Genomic DNA, 18,100 nt, shown 5'->3' on the forward strand with positions numbered 1-18,100 from the left:
CCCCCTCCCTATGCACGGCTCTTGCGCTTCGTCATCATGAAGGATACGACCGATAGCAGGATAATGATGATGAACAGACAGAATGCAATCGCCGCCCCATAACCAAAACGTGTACTTTGGAATGCCACATTATATAGATACATAATACTTGTCATGGCTGCACGGTCCGGACCACCCGATCCATTCGTCAGTGTAAACGGCTGATCGAAAATCTGAATGCCCCCAATAATAGATGTAATCATCTGAAACAGAATGATTGGGCGCAGCATTGGAACGATGATATGAATGAAAATATGTTTCTTTTTCGCCCCATCCATTTGAGCGGCTTCCTGCAGAGCGGGATCAATACCCTGAAGCCCTGCCAGATAGATGACCATGGAGTAACCAAAGTATTGAAAGAACAAGATGGATGAAACGATTAATCGCATAAACCAGGGGTCGTTTTTCCAGTTAATTGGATCATCAATGAGTCCAACCTGAACCAAAAAATGATTCAAACCTCCGGATTGCCAATCAAAAATCAGGCTCACAAGCAGACCCAACGATGCTGCGGTAACGATATTGGGAAAGAAATAAACCGCTCTGAAAATATCTCTTCCCTTAAGCAACTTGTCGTTGAGAATAAAGGCGAGTACAAGCGAAACGGTAAGTTGTGGGACTACCGAGACACCCCAGATAAAAAGGGTATTAAATAACGTCTTGTAGAACAAAGGATCTTGCAGAACAGCAATATAGTTACCCATTCCGACGAAGTCCGGCGTAGTGATCCCATCAAAGTTGGTGAAGCTGATATAGAGAGAATACAGAATGGGGTATAGCCCAAAAATGGCGAAAAGAATGAAAAACGGAGCAATGAAATAGTATCCGTAATGGTCTTTGCGGATAGACTTGGCAAACATGATTTGTACCCCCAGTCATCGGATGATTAAAAGGCATTTGCTTACTTCTAAGCTAATCCACTTCCAGCTCCGGAAATCTCAATTTGACATCACGCTTGATTCGTTTGACGGCTTCTTCTTTGGTCTGAATGTCGTTATTGAGATATAACTGGAGTACATTTTTGAAGATATCATTGTTAATAATTGAATCATATTTGGTTCGCTCATATACAGGAACCTGCTTGGCTGCTTCCGAGAAAAACTCAAAATGCTTCTGCCCTCCCAAATACGATGAAGATACGGTGCCAGCAAGCTGATCATTCACGACCATATTGCTTGTGAAATAGTCCTGTTCCTTCGCAAGCCCAGACAGAAAATCATGATCAAAGTTGTAAAACTCAATAAACTTCCAGGCTAGATCCTTTTTTTCACTTTTGCTATACATCGCAATATAAGTTCCTCCGGCACTAAAAGCGGATGGCCCCGGCGCGAGCCCCCACAATCCTTCGGTATCCGGAGCGTTCGCCTTAAAGGTGTATTGCAACGCCCAGGTTGCTCCCGGATAGAACATCACCTGGCCTTTTTGCATTGAAGCCGCATATCCGGCACTACCATCATCCAACTCTGCAAGCACATGCCGCTGACGTGCTTCACGAACAAGGTCAAGCACCTTCATATAGGTGGGATCGATGACTAAGTTACCATCCTTAACCCATGGGATACCATCATATGAATTGGATATTGCATTCCAGTTGGCAAGGGCATGAACTTTATTTCCACTTTGCTGCTCTACCTTCTCTCCAATCTCGAATATCTTCTCCCATGTATCCATTTGCGGCGCTACCTTCTCTGGATCGTCCGTACCCAAATATTCTTTGGCCAGATCTCTCCGATAATAAATGCCTCCAGGCGTTCCCTGATAACCGATTGCTCTAACATTTCCTTCGCTATCCTTCTCATTAGCTTGCACAAAGGCATATTGCTCTGGAATTAGTTCATTGGCGTTATACGGTGCCTCCGATAAATTTTCCAGATAAGGCACATCAATCAGCTCTCTTATATTGGCATTCTCGATCATAAACACATCCGGAGCCTTGGACGTTGTCTGTAATGCGGACTTTAGCTTGGTGATATAGAAATTGCCCGGAATATTGACAAAGTTCACCTTAATGCCCGGATATTTCTCCTCGAATTTCTCAATGGCATAACCTGCTTCATCCGTAAAACTCCAGACGGTGATCTCCTCCTGCTTGGACTGGTTGGCTCCACTTGGCTGGCAGCCGGACACCATTATCACTGCGCTTACGAGTGCAATCATGGAGATATATTTAAGCTTAAACTTCTTCATGGGCCCCCTCCTTCAAAAAGGAAACGCTTACAATTTATTAGAGTATATGGATTTTGAAGAAGGCTTTCTCCCCAAATATTGTGAATCATCCATCATATGTTGTGATGTTCGTACGATGCTTCTTCCGAAATTCGGACGGAGTACAGTCATTATATTTTTTGAAAAGACGGTTGTACGAGTTCACGTTGTTGAACCCATGACCAATGGCAATATCCAGAATGGATTCTTCGCGAAACAATAACGCCCATTCCGATTTGATGATTCGAAAATGATTCAGATATTCCATCAATGTGATTCCTTTGATTTCTTTAAACAGTTTGCATACGTGAAACTTGCTGAATTTAATGTGCTCCGCGACCTGATCGAGTTTAATAGGTTCAGCATAGTGCTCTTCCAGGTATTCACAGACCGATTCGAGAAATTCGAATTTTTTGGAAGGAGTACAGGGCCAACCTGAAGTTAATTTATCTGTAATCGGTGCCTTTGTGCGCAGCATATGAACAATAAGATCATATAATCTGGCAACCATTAACCAACGATACCCCACCTGTTGATCCTTCTCTTCATTGGCTAAGGCGTCTATATATTTCCCGAGGTTTTTCTCATGACAAAGGCTGCACGGGATGACCGTCGTTTTATTGAAAAGCTCACCCAGGTCCTGGGTTTCCCTTTCGGTTGTAAAGCTTCCTGCTAATAATTCCAGTCGAAACAGGATAATGGTTAAATGATCTGTACCTGGCAAGAAACAGTGAATGTCTCCCGGTTTAATAAGCAGCACGTCTCCATGTTCAAGGTCAAATACATGGTTATTCACGCCAATTCTCGCGCTTTTGCCATTGACTACAACCAATTCAACCTCTTCATGCCAGTGTGCGGCAAAATTAAACTGTTCCTCGGTATGAATCACCCGGATCGGAAAACCTTCTGTCATATGACCTGTTTCAAGAAAAGTAGGTACCCCCATCAAATCACCCTTTCCTCATTTTCCAGTTCAACAATGATCTAGTTATCATTATTATGCATCAAGTATGGCTGTCCCTTCTAATTGAGCTAAAAAAAACGGATAAAAAAACAAAAAAAGCCCCCCAACATTTGTTAAGGAGCCCTAAAATTGATTTACTTTTACTTACAACCAGATGCACAAATGACCGCAAAAGTGGTGGTGTCAGGTTCAACTTTTACCACTTTTCTTGATCCATTCATAGATGCTTTGCAAATTGGACTTGAAATACGTAGTAAAGAACCAGTCCTGATAGGCTGATGGTACAACAATCTCGTCCAAGCTTAAGTTTCTTTGAGTAGCATCAGTCACGATTTCCAATAGACCCGTTATGTAGGCTCTGACTTGATGCAATGCGTTCAATGAGCATACTTCTCCATGCCCCGGTACGATGGTTTCTATATCCAGCTGTTCCACTTTATCCAAAATATCCAGCCATTGCTGAGGATTGGCATACATGAGAACGGGATGATGTTTGGATAACACCAGATCCCCCATGATGGCAATTCTGTCTTGCGGAATATAGACCAGTGCATCACTCTGGGTATGACCTCCGCCAAAAGTAATAAATTCAACACTGCGTTTACTGCCATGAATCGTCATGTGCTGATCAAACGTTAAGTTCGGCAATGAATATACCAGGTCGGGGAGCATCTTCATATATTCACGGTCACTGGCATTATCCCATTGCATTTCCTGTCTCAACTTTTCGTTTGTCTCTCGTAGTATTTGTTCTTCGAGTTCATCTATAGCATCATATATCACTTTCGGTTTTGCCAGCTGCTGCGTTATCCTGTTCCTTACAAAGGTATCCATAATCTCACGAGTAATTGTTGTCGAAATAATCTGAGCCGCAGGGACAAACACTTGATTGCCGCAAGTATGGTCACTATGCCAATGCGTGTTAATTACATAGGAAACCTTTCTTCCGGTAAGGTACTCAGCCGCCGCCTGCAAATCCTCTGCAGCCTGTATTGTCGTGAATGTATCCACAACTAACGTTGTATCTCCTAAATCAACGATTGCGGCATTCCCCAATGAACCTGTACCGGGAACTGCAATCGCAGCAAAGACACCCTCAGTCACCTCATTTAATTGAAAATGCCTTGATCCTGCGAAAGCCATCAGTCCTCGCATTATGGAATACCTCTCCTTTCTAATTTCAAATATGAAAAAAAGAGTTGATGCGGACATTCTCATTTTGCTTCGAAAGACATCTTCATGAGTCTTTCTTCCACTTGATTTCGAATATCCTGATCCAAGATTCCAATTCCGAAAATCTCGGAAAACCATAACCCATCTGTTGCTAATTTGATAATAGCAGCATTCACGGGATCAATGCCATCATTTAACATTTCTTCTTGGAGAACGTTATTTTTTTTATTGTACGCTGCAAGTAATTCGGGCTTTGAAAATAACACGGCCAAAAGTGCCGTACTCAAAGCTGCAGTTGTTTTGGAGTCATGGAAGGTTGTTTCAATATATGCCCTGCTCCATTTCCCGGCTTCGTTTATACTTTCGCTCGATTTTTGCTGTAGTTCCGAGAAAAACGAATCTCCGAATTCCTCGATCATAGCTGTAACGATGGCTTCTTTATTCGGGAAATGATGAAGCAATCCGCCCTTGCTTACTCCCGCATGTTTGGCTACAGCTTCCAACGTTAATTTTTCCATGCCCAAATGTTCAACAATATAGGATGCGGATGCCAAAAGCTCATGACGTCTTGAATTACTTCTCAAAAGATAACCTCCTTTAAATACGTTTATTTATGACTGACTTGCGTTTGATGATTGAACGGGACTTTTCGATAAGTTTAATAGTACTACACCCCCGATAACCATAATAAGTCCAATTCCCGACAGAATATTAAACGGATCGTTCCATAAAATGACGCCCAACAAGGCGGTTATTGCTGTCCCTACACCTGCCCATATGGCGTAAGCGGTGCTCAAAGGAATGGTTTTCAAACACATTGTCAAAAAATAAAATGATAATGCCATGCCAACTACAAGTCCAATGGAAGGTAACAGATTCGTGAATCCATCCGACAATTTTAACATGGTTGTACCGAAAACCTCAGCAATAATGGCACTGGCCAGTGCGAAATAACCTTTCATTATTCATCCCTCCATTCTTGCTCAGCTATGAGCCAATTTCATAATGACAACCCCAGCAATAATTAAAATTAATGCTGAGATTTTTCTGACGTTCACGCTCTCTTTATAAAACACGATGCCAACGAGTGCTGTAAGAGCAGTTCCCACACCCGACCACGTTGCATATGCGGTACCAAGCGGAATGGTTTTTAACGCCAGAGAAAGACAAAAGAATGCTGTACCCATTCCCAAAACCAATCCTACTATCGGAAGTTTCTTTTGGAATCCATTTGATAATTTCATCATGGAACTACCAAAAACTTCAGATACAATCGCCAATCCCAATAAAAAATATGCAACCATGCTCTCATTCCACCTCCCACATAAATAACAATATTCAATCTCCAGTTAACTATACCGTCTGGACGGTTTTTTTGTACAGTTTTATACTATTTTGATGTTTGCCATTACAAATAGCCTTCATGCCACACCGATATAGCCATAGGCTATAGCTAGATATAACTTAATGGAATTACATTATAACTCCAGATATGTGATAACTTTTTGGTAACATATTGTAGAGGAGTTTTACGTCATGGCAAAAAGCAGCGTATTGGGATATCCACGAATTGGTGCGGATCGGGAATGGAAAAAAGCATTGGAAGCATTCTGGTCAGGCAAGCTCGAAGAAACAGAGTTTCAAGCAAGATTGCAGGAGATTCGGTTAGATCATCTGCGCAAGCAGCAAGAAAAAGGTATTGATCTTATTCCTGTCAATGATTTCAGTTACTATGATCACATTCTGGATACTGCCGTTATGTTCGGAATTGTTCCAAAACGGTTTGCATATGACGGTGGCGCTGTACCTTTGTCCGTCTATTACGGAATTGCCCGGGGAACGAAAGATGCAGCAGCAAGTGAAATGACAAAATGGTTTAACACGAACTATCACTATATCGTACCTGAACTGGACGACGCTTCCCCTGCTCTTACGGAAAATAAACCCCTTATTGCTTATCGTGAAGCCAAAGAAAAGCTTGGCATTGAAGGCAAACCGGTTCTTGTCGGTCCATTGACCTTCCTGAAACTGTCCAAAGGATACGATAAATCCGAAACGAATGCTTGGCTGGACCGCTTGCTTCCGCTCTATGTACAAGTGCTTCAAGAGCTTGCAAATGAAGGAGTTCAGTGGGTACAGATTGACGAGCCAATCCTCGTTACCAAAACAAGTGACGCTGACCTAGAGCTGCTGAGTAAAATTTATGAGACGTTTGCATCTGCTGTACCGGGTCTGAACATTATGCTGCAAACCTACTTTGAATCCGTAGAGAACTATAGCAGCATTGTTTCCCTGCCGGTTCAAGGTATCGGACTTGATTTTGTACACGGAGCCACAGGTAACATTCAGTCCATTCAAACGTCCGGTTTCCCAGCGGATAAAGTTTTGGGTGCTGGGGTTATTGACGGCCGCGGGATCTGGAAAGCCTCTTTGCCAGGAAAACTGAAGCTGTTGGATGAACTGGCTGAACTCGTAACACCTGAACGTTTAATCGTGCAATCCTCATGCAGCTTGCTTCATGTTCCGGTAACGACAGCACGTGAAACTAAACTCACATCCGAACTGAAAAATGCTCTGGCCTTTGCAGATGAAAAGTTGGACGAGATCGTTCTTCTGACAAAAGCATTGTCTTCAAGAAACGCTGAAATCATCGCTGAAATTGAAAATTCTGATCGTACGATCCAGGCTCTCCAGCAATCCGAAGAGCGCAATCGTGTTGCTGTTCAAGAAGCCGTGGCAACACTCAGCGTTCAACAGCCGGAACGTTCCCGTCCGTTTGCCGAGCGTCATATCGCGCAGCAGGACAAATGGAAATTGCCACTTTTCCCGACAACGACTATCGGCAGCTTCCCACAATCCGCAGAAGTGCGTAAAGCACGTCAATTGTGGCGCAAGGGTGAGTTGAACAATGAGCAGTATGCTGCTTTCATCCGGGATCAAATTGATATCTGGATCAAAATTCAGGAAGAGATTGAGATTGATGTTCTCGTGCATGGTGAGTTTGAGCGTACCGACATGGTAGAGTTCTTTGGCGAAAAACTTGCAGGGTTTGCCTTCACACAATTTGGATGGGTACAATCATACGGTTCCCGTTGCGTAAAACCACCAATTATTTTCGGAGACGTTGCATTTACCGGAGAAATGACCGTTGAAGAAACCAAATACGCACAGTCCCAAACAAAACGTCCTGTAAAAGGAATGCTCACCGGACCGATCACCATCATGAACTGGTCATTTGTACGTGAAGACATCCCGCGCGAGCACATCGCATATCAATTGGCGTATGCACTGAGACAAGAAGTCGAAGCACTGGAGCAAGCAGGTATTGGCATGATCCAGGTCGATGAGCCAGCGGTTCGCGAAGGACTGCCGTTGAAGGAAAACGAGCAAGCCGATTATCTGGCTTGGGCTGTCAAAGCTTTCCGTATCTCCACTTGCACGGTTCAAGACACGACTCAAATTCATACACATATGTGCTATTGCGAATTCCATGACATGATCGATTCCATCGAAGCGATGGATGCCGATGTTATTTCGATCGAGACATCCCGTAGTCACGGTGAACTGATTCACAGCTTTGAGTTGAACACGTATAAACTGGGCATCGGACTTGGTGTATACGATATCCATAGCCCACGTGTTCCAAGTGTGGATGAAATGACGAACATGATCGAACGCGCCTTGCGTGTATTGGATCCTAAACTGTTCTGGATTAATCCGGATTGCGGTCTCAAAACTCGTGGACTCGAAGAAACCGTTGCTTCCTTGCGCAACATGGTTGATGCAACTAAGATTGCTCGTGAAAAGCACGTTGCAACAACGGTTTAAGTTGAATAGATAAATAACTCAAGTATTCGTTTATAAAAGGCGGACATTCCTAGGCTATGGAATGTCCGCCTTTTAATATCATCTTTTTGCTGTCTGTTCAGCAAAATAATGATCCACTGCGTATTTAAATGAATCAATAAAAACTGAAACTGCCTTTTTACTCACTTCTGCATTGGGTTGAATGATATCAAAACCATGATAGCAGCCTTTGTAGATTTCGAAATCAACAGGTACACCTGCTTTTCTTAAGTTTTCTACATACTGAATCGTTTCATCACGAAATGGTTCCAAATCACCAACAAAAGTGACAGTCGGAGGAAGATTGCTGTAATCGGTAGCTCGGGCAGCAGCCGCATAAGAAGGTACATCCTTGCCTGCCAATTCGCCAAGATACAATTTCCAAGCCCATTGATTATAATCAGAGTTCCAAATAGGGGCATTATTGTCCTTAGCGGATTCAGTAATCATTCTGTCATCGATCATGGGATACAGTGGCATTTGATATGCAATGTTCACTTCTCCCTTATCTCTGGCATACAGAGTAAGTGCGGCGGTAAGTCCTCCTCCAGCGCTTTCTCCACCTACCATGAGTTGATCTTCTCTAATTCCAAGTTCTTTCACATGGCTTTTCATCCATAAAAGGGTTTCGTAACAATCATTTAACGCTGCTGGATAGGGAGCATCAATCGATAATTGATAATCTGGCGCAACGACTACACAATGACTTGCATTAATTAATTTCTTGTAGGTTGCCCCGAATTGCTCCGGGTTTCCCATCGCATATCCCCCTCCATGTATCCAAAGTACACCTGGCGCATTTCCTTTGGGATGTAGAGGTTTATAAATTCGAACACGTATCTTGGAACCATCACTTGTACGTGGTATCCACTCTTCACTGCACTGTAAACCGTCGATGTCTTTCCCCGCTGTCGCATCCGATCTTTTTTTGATTTTCCTCATCGAGTTAAGCCACTTTTCTTCATGAGAAGATTTCATTAATAAATCAATCAGTTTGCCTTTCACTCTTAATTGTTTATCAATCATTTTAGTTGTAACTCTCATCATGTTCCCTTCCTTTCGGGAGTATTCTAAAATCCGCTTCGCAAGTAGTTGAACATGTCATCCAAATATTGATCCAATGTCATCTCCCCAGGAGAATCTGTTGACTCTTGCCCTGGCAGCAGCACGTCGATGCTTCCATCAAATATTGCGAGAACAGCACCGTATACAGCCCCCGAAAGAAGATGGGAATATCCTTGGGGATACCGTCCCTGGGATAAATCAGTTAATGTTTCCTGAGCCGTAGCTTGCAAACGAGAAAGCACGCTGAGAAGATAGGGTTCAAGCGTCGGATATTGTGTGGAAAGCGATACGAGTTGACGCATTTTGGAAACATACTCTGTGGTTAGGGATCTCTTTATCAACACATATAGTGCATCCAACGGCAGTATGTTTTCTTGTATGATTTCATTTAATGGCTCGTCTTCGTAATGATCTGTTGTAAGTATTGCCGCCATGGCTATCGCTTCTTCTTTACAGGAAAAATGATTAGCGAACGTTTTTCTGGAGTATCCGGCTCTTTGAACGAGATCATCGATAATGAATCCATCCAATCCCCGCTCAACCGCAAGTTCAAACGCTGCGCTGGCCAGCGCTTTGGTAGTTGCTTCTCTTTTGATATCACGCAAGCTTGGTTTATTCATCCCTAAATGACGCCTGCCTTTCTCTTACGATAGATTAAGTCTTCATTCCTTCACAATAATATTATTACCCATTGTGTATTATTACGCAATGGGTAATTAAAGTTTTTCTTTTCAGTTTATATTCCATTCAAACACTCTCAATTCTCATCAATGGCGAGATCTATGAGCTGGTTAAGAATATTTGCATAAGTCATGCCGCCAGCTTGGAGCATGTTAGGATAGCGGGAATTCGATGTGAAGCCAGGTATCGTATTGACCTCATTGAACACAATTCTTCCGTCATTGTTCAGGAACATATCTACGCGTGCAAACCCTCTGCACCCAAGCGTTTTATAAATAGTCAGAGCGCTCTCTTTAACCTTCCTGGCAGTGTGCTCATCAATGCGGGCTGGCAAGTGAATCTTCGAACTGATCAAGGAGTACTTTTCCGAGAAGTCAAAAAAGTGCCCCTGTAGCTCAATCTCATCAATCATGCCGATTATGGGATCAGAATTGCCCAATACAGCACAACCCACCTCAAAACCGTTAACATTTTGCTCAATGACCACTTTGCTGTCGTGTATGAAGGCGTGTTCAGTTCCGTTAATCAATTCTTGCCTATTGTTCACCTTCGATATGCCTAATGACGATCCTGATCTAGCCGGTTTAACAAAGAGTGGGAAACCCATTGCTTCTATTGCTGGTAGCACTTCTTCCACCCGTTCACTCCTATGTAATGTAAGGGAACGTGGCGTATCTATACCTGCTGCCTGCACCAGTTTATGAGCCAGTTCCTTGTCCATACATAACGCAGAGGATAACATGCCACATCCAACAAACGGTATACCCGACAGTTCCAATAATCCTTGCAAGGTCCCATCTTCACCGTATTTGCCGTGAAGCACTGGAAATACAACATCAATCGGTGTTACATGATATTCCGTATGAACTAGCTCAATGAGCCCTTTGACTTCTCTACTCGGCGAGAAAAAGGATGGGATACAACTCGGATGCAAATGCCATCGATCATTGCGAATATCCTCAACCGTTCCACTATATCTGAGCCAAGCACCTTGCTGTGTAATTCCAATTAACACAAGATTGTATTTTTCCGTATCCAAATTTTCAATCACTGAAGCGGCTGAGCTCAAAGATACGTTATACTCACCTGAACATCCGCCAAACAAGACCGCAATCGACTTTTTCTGCATCGCAATAGCCTCCTATAATGTGATATGTCTAAAAAATCCTTATTGCTATAACTTAATTTTTGGATAAAGTCGTAACAATGAATCCTTCACGATTCGTTCCTGATATCCGATAAGAATCACAACTCAAGATCGGGATATGGCTGGATTTCCCTTTATCCGCGGGAACATAATATATCTGGATTGTCATGTCCTTTTGTTTCATCGTGAGCTGCTCTCCAGAGTATCGATATTGCTGTACAAAATCGATGTATTCCTCTAAACATAGATTGTTTTCTTCCATGATTTTGGAATGGGGATATCCTACATATCTAAAATGCCATGGCTCATAAGCAATACGAGTGATTGATTCTTTTTCTTGTTTATATCGAAGGATAAAACCGAATTTTATGGCATGTTGTCTGAAGGACTTGTAAATGCCCGTATCCGGAAAGGAAGGAGCAATAAAATCGATATTCGATTTCAATTTACCCACATCGATAGCCAACCCCGTTTGGTGTTCACTATGGTCAGGCAAGGCTACGTATTTGGAAGTATATTCGGAACCCTGTTCTATCAAACAATCTTGATAGATCTGGACTTGATCTTCTTTGGTTCGATATGCGCTGACAGCGACAATTTCATCCGTCCCCCCACAAGCTTTAAGCAGAGCATGAAATTGATTGAAGCACTGCTTCTCCAGAAGCATCTCCTTATTTAACTTCTTTATTGAAGGCAGGGAATCCAATGACTCTAATTCATGTACTTGTACTTGCCTTCTAATTGGGTTTTGATCATTTATTAACACTAAGTGCCCTTGAAATCGTTCTTCGTTACTTACGCTGATCTCAATATGTTCTTGTACGACTTCCCGTGATTTCATGATGAAACTCCCCACCTTCTTTATAGATTCGTAATACTCTGTCCGTGATGGAACTCGTTATTTCTTGAGAGACACCACCGATATGATTGGCCAGTTCCTGAATCTGAATTTCCTGCTCACCTGAATAGCCAATGAAGGTCACCTTTGATCCTTTGGGAAAATACATCGGAAGCTTGACCATCAATTGATCCATGGAGATTTTCCCAATAATTTCTGAACGAACCCCTTCCACCAACACCTCCGAATTTTGCATTCTCTGCGACCATCCATCGGCATAGCCGATAGGCACTGTTCCGATCCATTGATCTGAGTCTGTTTGATAAGCATTGTTGTAGCCCACATATTCGCCTTTTTTTAATTTTTTCGTTTGTAATAATCTACTGTGCATACTGAATGCCGGCTTTAATTGGATGTTAGGTACTAGTTTTTCCGGATAAAAGCCATAGATTGCAGCTCCTATGCGAGCCATATCCATGCACAATTCCGGGAATCGAAGTGCTGCTACACTTCCCGCACAGTGATAATGATTGATTGGAATCCGTGACATACTGCTCCATTCTTTCATTTCCAGGAAGCGTTGAATCTGAAGCTGTAGATAACGGCTGTCTGCCTCACCTGCAGTCGCGAAGTGGGTATAGAACCCGTCAACTACTACATCTGGCGCTCTGAGCCAAGGAACCATTTCAAGCCACTCTTCTTGTGTGCGTATACCGATTCGTCCAAGTCCAGTATCCATTTTCACATGCACAGATAACTTATGCGGGGTATGAATAGGCTTGTATTTTCTCATCTCATGAAACCATGACGCCTGTGTAACAGTAAGCATCAAATCATGTTCCAGAGCCAGAGGTACAAGTTCGGGACGAATCGGAATCAAAATAAGAATCGGTTGTTTTAAGCCAGCATTTCTAATGCGGATGGCTTCTTCAATGAAGGCACACGCTAAATAATCCGCGCCTGCCTCTACTGCTTCTTTGGCTGTCTCAATATCTCCATGCCCGTATGCATTTGCTTTAACAACTGCCATTAGTTTGGTCGAACGGGGTAGAAATTTGCGGATCTGTATGACATTCTCGCGAATTTGCGTTAAATCTATTTCAGCCCAAGTATCTCGGTACATCCCATGATCTCCCCAACCGAATAGATGGCTTGTTTTTAGTTCCTATTTTCAGCAGATCCGCATATGCACTTTTCATTTTTTTGGCCTCCTAAAGGTGTGAATGTAGTGCGTTGAATTGATTTAAGTGTATATTAAGGCGACTTCAGCTCCTATCGATCAAACTTACACAAAACTGACAACGATGTAAGATTACAGATTTGAACATCTCATAGTTACAACAAAAAAAGCCGCCAATAGGCGACTCGTAAAAGATAACGGAAATGGACTTCAGATAATAAAGTCTACAAGAAGAAGCCTGCGCTAGGGCAGGCTTCTAACATTATTGCGGATTTTCATTACTCATCCAGCTGTCGACATGCAGTGGTTCACTGTAGTCTTCCCGGTCAGTAAATTCTTTCAGGTGTTTCTCTGCATCTGCACGGTTATCGAAGGCACCCATAACGACGGTGAATTTTCCATTTTGAGTCTGCACAACGCTACTGCCATCGGCAGAATACTGCTCAGCCAACATGGCCAGTGCCTCACCCTGCTCCATGTCTTCGCTTCGCACGAAGAAAAGTTCATGCGCTTGTGTTGACTTCACGCCGCCGGAAGACAGCTTCAACTGAATATATCCAGGCTGCTGATACTCTGACACGGAATAATCCACATCATCCTTAAGTTCAACCACAAAGCCAATCGCAGAATCATCCAAAATGATATTTTGATAGACTTCTTTTACATTCTTAAGTGCTTTAATATCCTGCTCCAGCTTGTCATAATCCAGATGACGTACCCCATTGAAGGTGAAGATCAAGCGATTCGGCCCTTCCTTGTGATCCACAGTATATGATGGAGCAGAGGTGATCTGTTCACCATCGATCTGAAAATTAATGTTTAGTGTATCCGATTCTTTGGTCGTGGTAACCGAAACCCCATCTGTGCGCTCCCCGCCACCACCAACTTGCAGAATTTTGACGACAGAACCTATAACAGGTACATCGGATAATGCCTTGGCCACACCTGGTACGTTGGCTGTTATCATCACCGCAGCACAGGCTGCAACCAGGGAGGAACTGCGCCAGATCATCATTTTTCTTCGTTTTTGATTTCGTGCACGCTGACGGGCTTGCTGAATAACTCCGGAAAGGCCGGATGGAATATTGATCTGTTCATATCGTTCTTTTCCTGTCATGTAAAATCAACCTCTTCCTTGGTCAGATGTTTTTTGAGTTTGTTTAAGATCTTATAGAACCTGGTCTTCACCGTGCTTTCCGGCAGGGACAGCACCTCCGCCATATCCTTGAATCGCTGATCCTGGAAAAATTTCAAAACGATAAATGCCCGATCTTCGGGATGCAGGTGATCAAGTGCTTCGTACAAATCCCATTGCTCTTCAAGCCCCATGGAACTCTCTTCGGCTGCAAACGGTATTATACTGTCTTCCATATACGTGTATTTCTTCTTTCGTCTGATGTGATCCAGAGAACAATTGATGACGATCCGGGTCATCCAGGTTTCAAAATAATCAGGACTATTCACTTTTTCATAAGATAGAAAACCTTTATAAGAGGCTTCCGATATGATCTCCAGTGCTTCCTGTTCATTTTTCACATAAGAGAATGCGAAGCGATAAAGCTTTTCTTTACATGCCTCCAGACGATCACTGAACTGCTGTTCAGTTAGTGCTGTACTTACCTTGCTCAGTTTGTCCACCCCCGTTGCGACTGTATATTTTGATTATTGCCGCATTTTTAATAAAGCTTACTTTGTATGTTGTTTCGCATGTTAGACAGCTGAGAGTCGAAAATAGTTTTAAAGAAGATATAATTTTTTGATTTTTTTATCTGAGAACAAGAACTTATCTCGTCCCAAACGAAAAAAGCCGCCAATAGGCGACTTGTTTTCTTCTCTTTACTATCGGAAGAAATGTGATTGAAACTGGATTAGGTTGAGACAAATATGTTCATATAATTATGGAGGTATTGTCTAACGCGTTCTCTTTTTGAAAATGGTTGATTCCCGGACGATCCAGCCCAAGATGATCACGAAGCGTGCTGCCCGTATAATCCGTGCGGAAGAGTCCACGTGCTTGAAGAATCGGCACCACATGATCCACAAATTCATTCAAATCTCCCGGCAGAACGGGCGGCATGATATTAAATCCGTCACAACCATATTCTTCAAACCATTGTTGCATCAAATCAGCCAGTTGCTCATAGGTACCTACAAACTGCATATGCCCTCTTGCCCCTATCAGCCTCCGACCCAACTCAAGAATGGACAACTTATCTTGTCGAGCCATGTCCATAATCAGCTGTACCCGGCTTTTCATGCCATTGGAAGCCTCCACGGGATCTGGAATGTCAGGCAGCTGGCCTTCGACAGGATACTCCGAAAGGTCAAACTTAAGCATTCCGGATAACATACCCACTGCGGCAGCCGGAGGAATTAACTCCTGCAGTTCTTGATATTTTCGCTGAGCTTCCTGCTCCGTCTTACCCAAAATCGGTGATAAACCAGGCATTATTTTCATGCTGCCTTGTTCGCGCCCATATCGTGCGAGTTTGGATTTGACGTTCTTATAGAACTCTTTCGCAGCATTCAGAGACTGCTGGGCCGTGAAAATCACTTCACCGTAGTTGGCAGCAAAATCCTGTCCCGGTTCGGATGATCCGGCTTGGATGAGTACAGGATATCCTTGCGGGGAACGAGGCACATTGATTGTACCTTGGGTAGAATACCACTGCCCCTTATATGAAACTTCCTTTAGTTTAGACGGGTCCGCAAATTGTCCAGCCTGCCGATCCACAATTAAGGATTGATCTTCCCAACTATCCCAGAGCAGGGTGGCTACTTCGACAAATTCCCGGGCCATTTTATATCGAAGCCCATGCTCGGGATGCTCGGTTCTTCCATAGTTATTGGCTTCAACATCCAATTGGGAGGTCACGATATTCCATCCTGCGCGTCCTTCACTGATATGATCCAATGTGGCAAATTTTCGAGCTACGTTATACGGCTCGTTATAGGTCGTCGACACTGTGGCGGTCAAACCCAACTTTTCCGTATCTGTAGCCAATGCCGACAGGAGCGTTAGCGGGTCCAGCATTCCTGCAGCTGATTGATCAGCGCCCATCACGTAGAGGAGATCAGCCAGAAACATCATGTCAAACTTCCCACGTTCAGCCGTCTGTGCGATGGAACGATAAAATTTATAATCAAAAATCTGTTCAGCACCTGAATCCGAACGGCGCCAGCCGTAGTGATGATGACCTGTATAATAAATGAATGCTCCTAGATGAAGTTGCTCTTGTCTCGTCCCCATATAAATCTTCCCTTCTTGTTTCAATTATCGGATTACCCTTTGAACGTATCTCGCCAGCGAAGCCATCTGTTTTCAAGGAGCCGGACAGTCGAATCCGAGAGCTTTCCTACAACCGCAAAGACTACAATACCGACAAATACAATATCCGTTTGCGAGTAAGCACGGGCATCCTGTATCATGTAGCCGACACCTGCGCTGGTTCCCATCATTTCAGCCACAACAAGGACTAGCCACGCCGCGCCCAGAGACAATCTGACTCCAAGTAGAATATTGGGAAGCGCCGCAGGAATAATGAGTTTTCCGAGTAGCTCCCATTTTGAATACTGGTAAATCCGGGAGACTTCAATCAGCTTCATATCAACGTTTCGTATACCGAGAAATGTATTCACATATACAGGAAAAAACGCGCCTAGCGAGATCATTAGAATTTTTGAAAACTCTCCTACACCAAACCATAAAATGAATAGTGGAATAAGGGAAAGGAGCGGGATCATCCGCAGCATCTGTAATGAGGGGTCAAGTGTGCGCTCTGCCAATTTTCCAAGCCCTGTGGATAGACCGAGCATGAGCCCGGCAGCTGTTCCAAGCAGAAATCCCAAGCCCGCTCGATAGGAGCTGATCCCGAGATGTTCCAGCAACTCGCCGTTCAAGATTAGACGCATGAACTGCTCTGCAATCTTGGAAGGAGCAGGTAGCATAGTCGCTGAAACCAGCTGAAGGGCAGAAGCCAATTCCCAGATGAGGAGAATAGCTAACGGAATAATCCACCCGTGAAGACGACCCGGAATTCTGCTCAGCCAGTCTCCTGCTCGTTCGGTTTGTTTTCCAATCTCCAGCCTGCTCATTTTGATTCTTCTCCTTTAAAACCGTCTTGCCACCGTAACGCTCTCGCTTCAAGAAACTTAATGATGGAATCTGACAGTTTTCCCACGACAGCAAAAACAATGATTCCCACAAACACTACGGTGGTCAGTGAGAACGATCTGGCATCATTGATCAGGTATCCCAAGCCTGCACTAGAACCCATCAATTCGGCAACGACCAAACCCAGCCAGGCGACACTGACGGATAATCGGATACCCAGAAAGATATTCGGCAGAGATGCGGGAAGAATTAACTTCGTGATCATCTGCCATTTGCTGAATTGCAGCACCTTTCCTACATCAAAAAGCTTGCTGTCAACCGATCGAATACCCAGAAAAGTATTAACATACAGCGGAAAGAAAGCGCCTTTAGCGATCAGCAACAATTTTGAAGTTTCACCGAAACCGAACCACAAAATGAATAGGGGAGCAATGGCCAAGTGGGGCAGCGTCCGCAACATTTGAAAGGAAGGGTCCAGCAGTCGCTCTGTCTTGTAAGAGAATCCCACCCACAAACCCATGCTTAGGCCAAGACCGCCTCCGATTAGAAAACCAAGCAGAGCTCTCCACGTCGATATGCCCAAATGCTTCACAAGTTCACCCGTCTCCGTCATGCTGACAAGCTCTTTCCATATACTGCTTGGCGTTGGCAGTAGAACGGGGTTCAAATATCCCATAACCCCGGCCACCTCCCACACGAGTAGCAGAGTCACCGGAACGAAAAGCCCTAGTACCAAATTGCTAGCCCTTAAGTAAAGTTTTCGCCTCTTAACCGAGTTTTTCTTTGGAATTAAAGGCGGGATAACCGCCTTTTCCGCACGCATCTGCATGTAGTGAACGCCTCTCTTC

General features: G+C 43.7%; 18 protein-coding genes. 1 reads left to right on the top strand and 17 read right to left on the bottom strand.

Annotation, left to right across the window (positions count from 1 at the left end):
* Positions 1-8 precede the first annotated feature (8 nt).
* The 7 genes from DC345_RS21460 to DC345_RS21490 form a co-directional block, all read right to left on the bottom strand.
* Entirely contained in the window at positions 9-899 is an 891-nt protein-coding gene (locus DC345_RS21460) for a carbohydrate ABC transporter permease (protein ID WP_113054831.1), read from the bottom strand.
* Positions 900-951: 52 nt separating this feature from the next.
* Positions 952-2,226, bottom strand: a complete 1,275-nt coding sequence (locus tag DC345_RS21465) for an ABC transporter substrate-binding protein (protein WP_258530749.1) — start codon at positions 2,224-2,226, stop codon at positions 952-954.
* Positions 2,227-2,311: 85 nt separating this feature from the next.
* A complete protein-coding gene (locus DC345_RS21470; protein ID WP_181586683.1) occupies positions 2,312-3,157 on the bottom strand; it encodes a helix-turn-helix transcriptional regulator in 846 nt (281 codons plus the stop codon).
* 240 nt (positions 3,158-3,397) lie between these two features.
* Complete coding sequence (locus DC345_RS21475) at positions 3,398-4,363, bottom strand: MBL fold metallo-hydrolase (RefSeq protein WP_113054833.1); 966 nt, start codon at positions 4,361-4,363, stop codon at positions 3,398-3,400.
* Positions 4,364-4,422: 59 nt separating this feature from the next.
* A complete protein-coding gene (locus tag DC345_RS21480) occupies positions 4,423-4,965 on the bottom strand; it encodes a TetR/AcrR family transcriptional regulator (protein ID WP_113054834.1) in 543 nt (180 codons plus the stop codon).
* Between the two features lie 27 nt (positions 4,966-4,992).
* The gene (locus DC345_RS21485; RefSeq protein ID WP_113054835.1) at positions 4,993-5,343 is read right to left on the bottom strand and encodes a DMT family transporter; all 351 of its coding nucleotides are present in this window, start codon (positions 5,341-5,343) and stop codon (positions 4,993-4,995) included.
* 21 nt (positions 5,344-5,364) lie between these two features.
* Positions 5,365-5,685 (bottom strand): DMT family transporter, encoded by a 321-nt coding sequence (locus DC345_RS21490; protein ID WP_113054836.1) that lies wholly within the window; start codon positions 5,683-5,685, stop codon positions 5,365-5,367.
* 232 nt (positions 5,686-5,917) lie between these two features.
* Here DC345_RS21490 and metE point away from each other — a divergent pair, with 232 nt between their 5' ends.
* On the top strand, positions 5,918-8,209 hold the full coding sequence (gene metE, locus DC345_RS21495) for a 5-methyltetrahydropteroyltriglutamate--homocysteine S-methyltransferase (RefSeq protein WP_113054837.1): 2,292 nt from the start codon (positions 5,918-5,920) through the stop codon (positions 8,207-8,209).
* Positions 8,210-8,287: 78 nt separating this feature from the next.
* On the opposite strand, the gene DC345_RS21500 is transcribed toward metE, so the two are convergent.
* The 10 genes from DC345_RS21500 to DC345_RS21545 all read right to left on the bottom strand — a co-directional run bounded on the left by DC345_RS21500 (position 8,288) and on the right by DC345_RS21545 (position 18,075).
* Entirely contained in the window at positions 8,288-9,253 is a 966-nt protein-coding gene (locus DC345_RS21500; protein WP_258530750.1) for an alpha/beta hydrolase, read from the bottom strand.
* Positions 9,254-9,297: 44 nt separating this feature from the next.
* Positions 9,298-9,912, bottom strand: a complete 615-nt coding sequence (locus DC345_RS21505; RefSeq protein ID WP_113054839.1) for a TetR/AcrR family transcriptional regulator — start codon at positions 9,910-9,912, stop codon at positions 9,298-9,300.
* A gap of 137 nt (positions 9,913-10,049) precedes the next feature.
* Positions 10,050-11,102 carry a D-alanine--D-serine ligase VanG gene (gene vanG, locus DC345_RS21510; RefSeq protein ID WP_113054840.1) on the bottom strand — a complete coding sequence of 351 codons (1,053 nt, stop codon included), beginning with the start codon at positions 11,100-11,102 and terminating at the stop codon, positions 10,050-10,052.
* A 52-nt stretch (positions 11,103-11,154) separates the two neighbouring features.
* Positions 11,155-11,961, bottom strand: a complete 807-nt coding sequence (locus tag DC345_RS21515) for a D-alanyl-D-alanine carboxypeptidase family protein (RefSeq protein WP_113054841.1) — start codon at positions 11,959-11,961, stop codon at positions 11,155-11,157.
* Positions 11,927-13,081 (bottom strand): alanine racemase, encoded by a 1,155-nt coding sequence (gene alr, locus DC345_RS21520; RefSeq protein WP_113054842.1) that lies wholly within the window; start codon positions 13,079-13,081, stop codon positions 11,927-11,929. The genes DC345_RS21515 and alr overlap by 35 nt, the downstream gene beginning before the upstream one ends.
* 319 nt (positions 13,082-13,400) lie before the next feature.
* Positions 13,401-14,255 (bottom strand): hypothetical protein, encoded by an 855-nt coding sequence (locus tag DC345_RS21525; RefSeq protein WP_113054843.1) that lies wholly within the window; start codon positions 14,253-14,255, stop codon positions 13,401-13,403.
* Complete coding sequence (locus tag DC345_RS21530) at positions 14,252-14,776, bottom strand: sigma-70 family RNA polymerase sigma factor (protein WP_309304342.1); 525 nt, start codon at positions 14,774-14,776, stop codon at positions 14,252-14,254. The genes DC345_RS21525 and DC345_RS21530 overlap by 4 nt, the downstream gene beginning before the upstream one ends.
* Before the next feature lie 250 nt (positions 14,777-15,026).
* Complete coding sequence (locus DC345_RS21535; protein WP_113054844.1) at positions 15,027-16,388, bottom strand: LLM class flavin-dependent oxidoreductase; 1,362 nt, start codon at positions 16,386-16,388, stop codon at positions 15,027-15,029.
* Positions 16,389-16,420: 32 nt separating this feature from the next.
* Positions 16,421-17,233, bottom strand: coding sequence for an ABC transporter permease (locus tag DC345_RS21540; protein ID WP_113054845.1), 813 nt, complete (start codon positions 17,231-17,233; stop codon positions 16,421-16,423).
* Positions 17,230-18,075, bottom strand: coding sequence for an ABC transporter permease (locus DC345_RS21545; protein ID WP_113054997.1), 846 nt, complete (start codon positions 18,073-18,075; stop codon positions 17,230-17,232). Before DC345_RS21545 ends, DC345_RS21540 begins: the two co-directional genes overlap by 4 nt.
* Between the last annotated feature and the right edge of the window lie 25 nt (positions 18,076-18,100).

This window comes from Paenibacillus taichungensis (assembly GCF_003287275.1).
In the GTDB taxonomy this organism is placed as follows: Bacteria; Bacillota; Bacilli; order Paenibacillales; family Paenibacillaceae; genus Paenibacillus; species Paenibacillus taichungensis_A.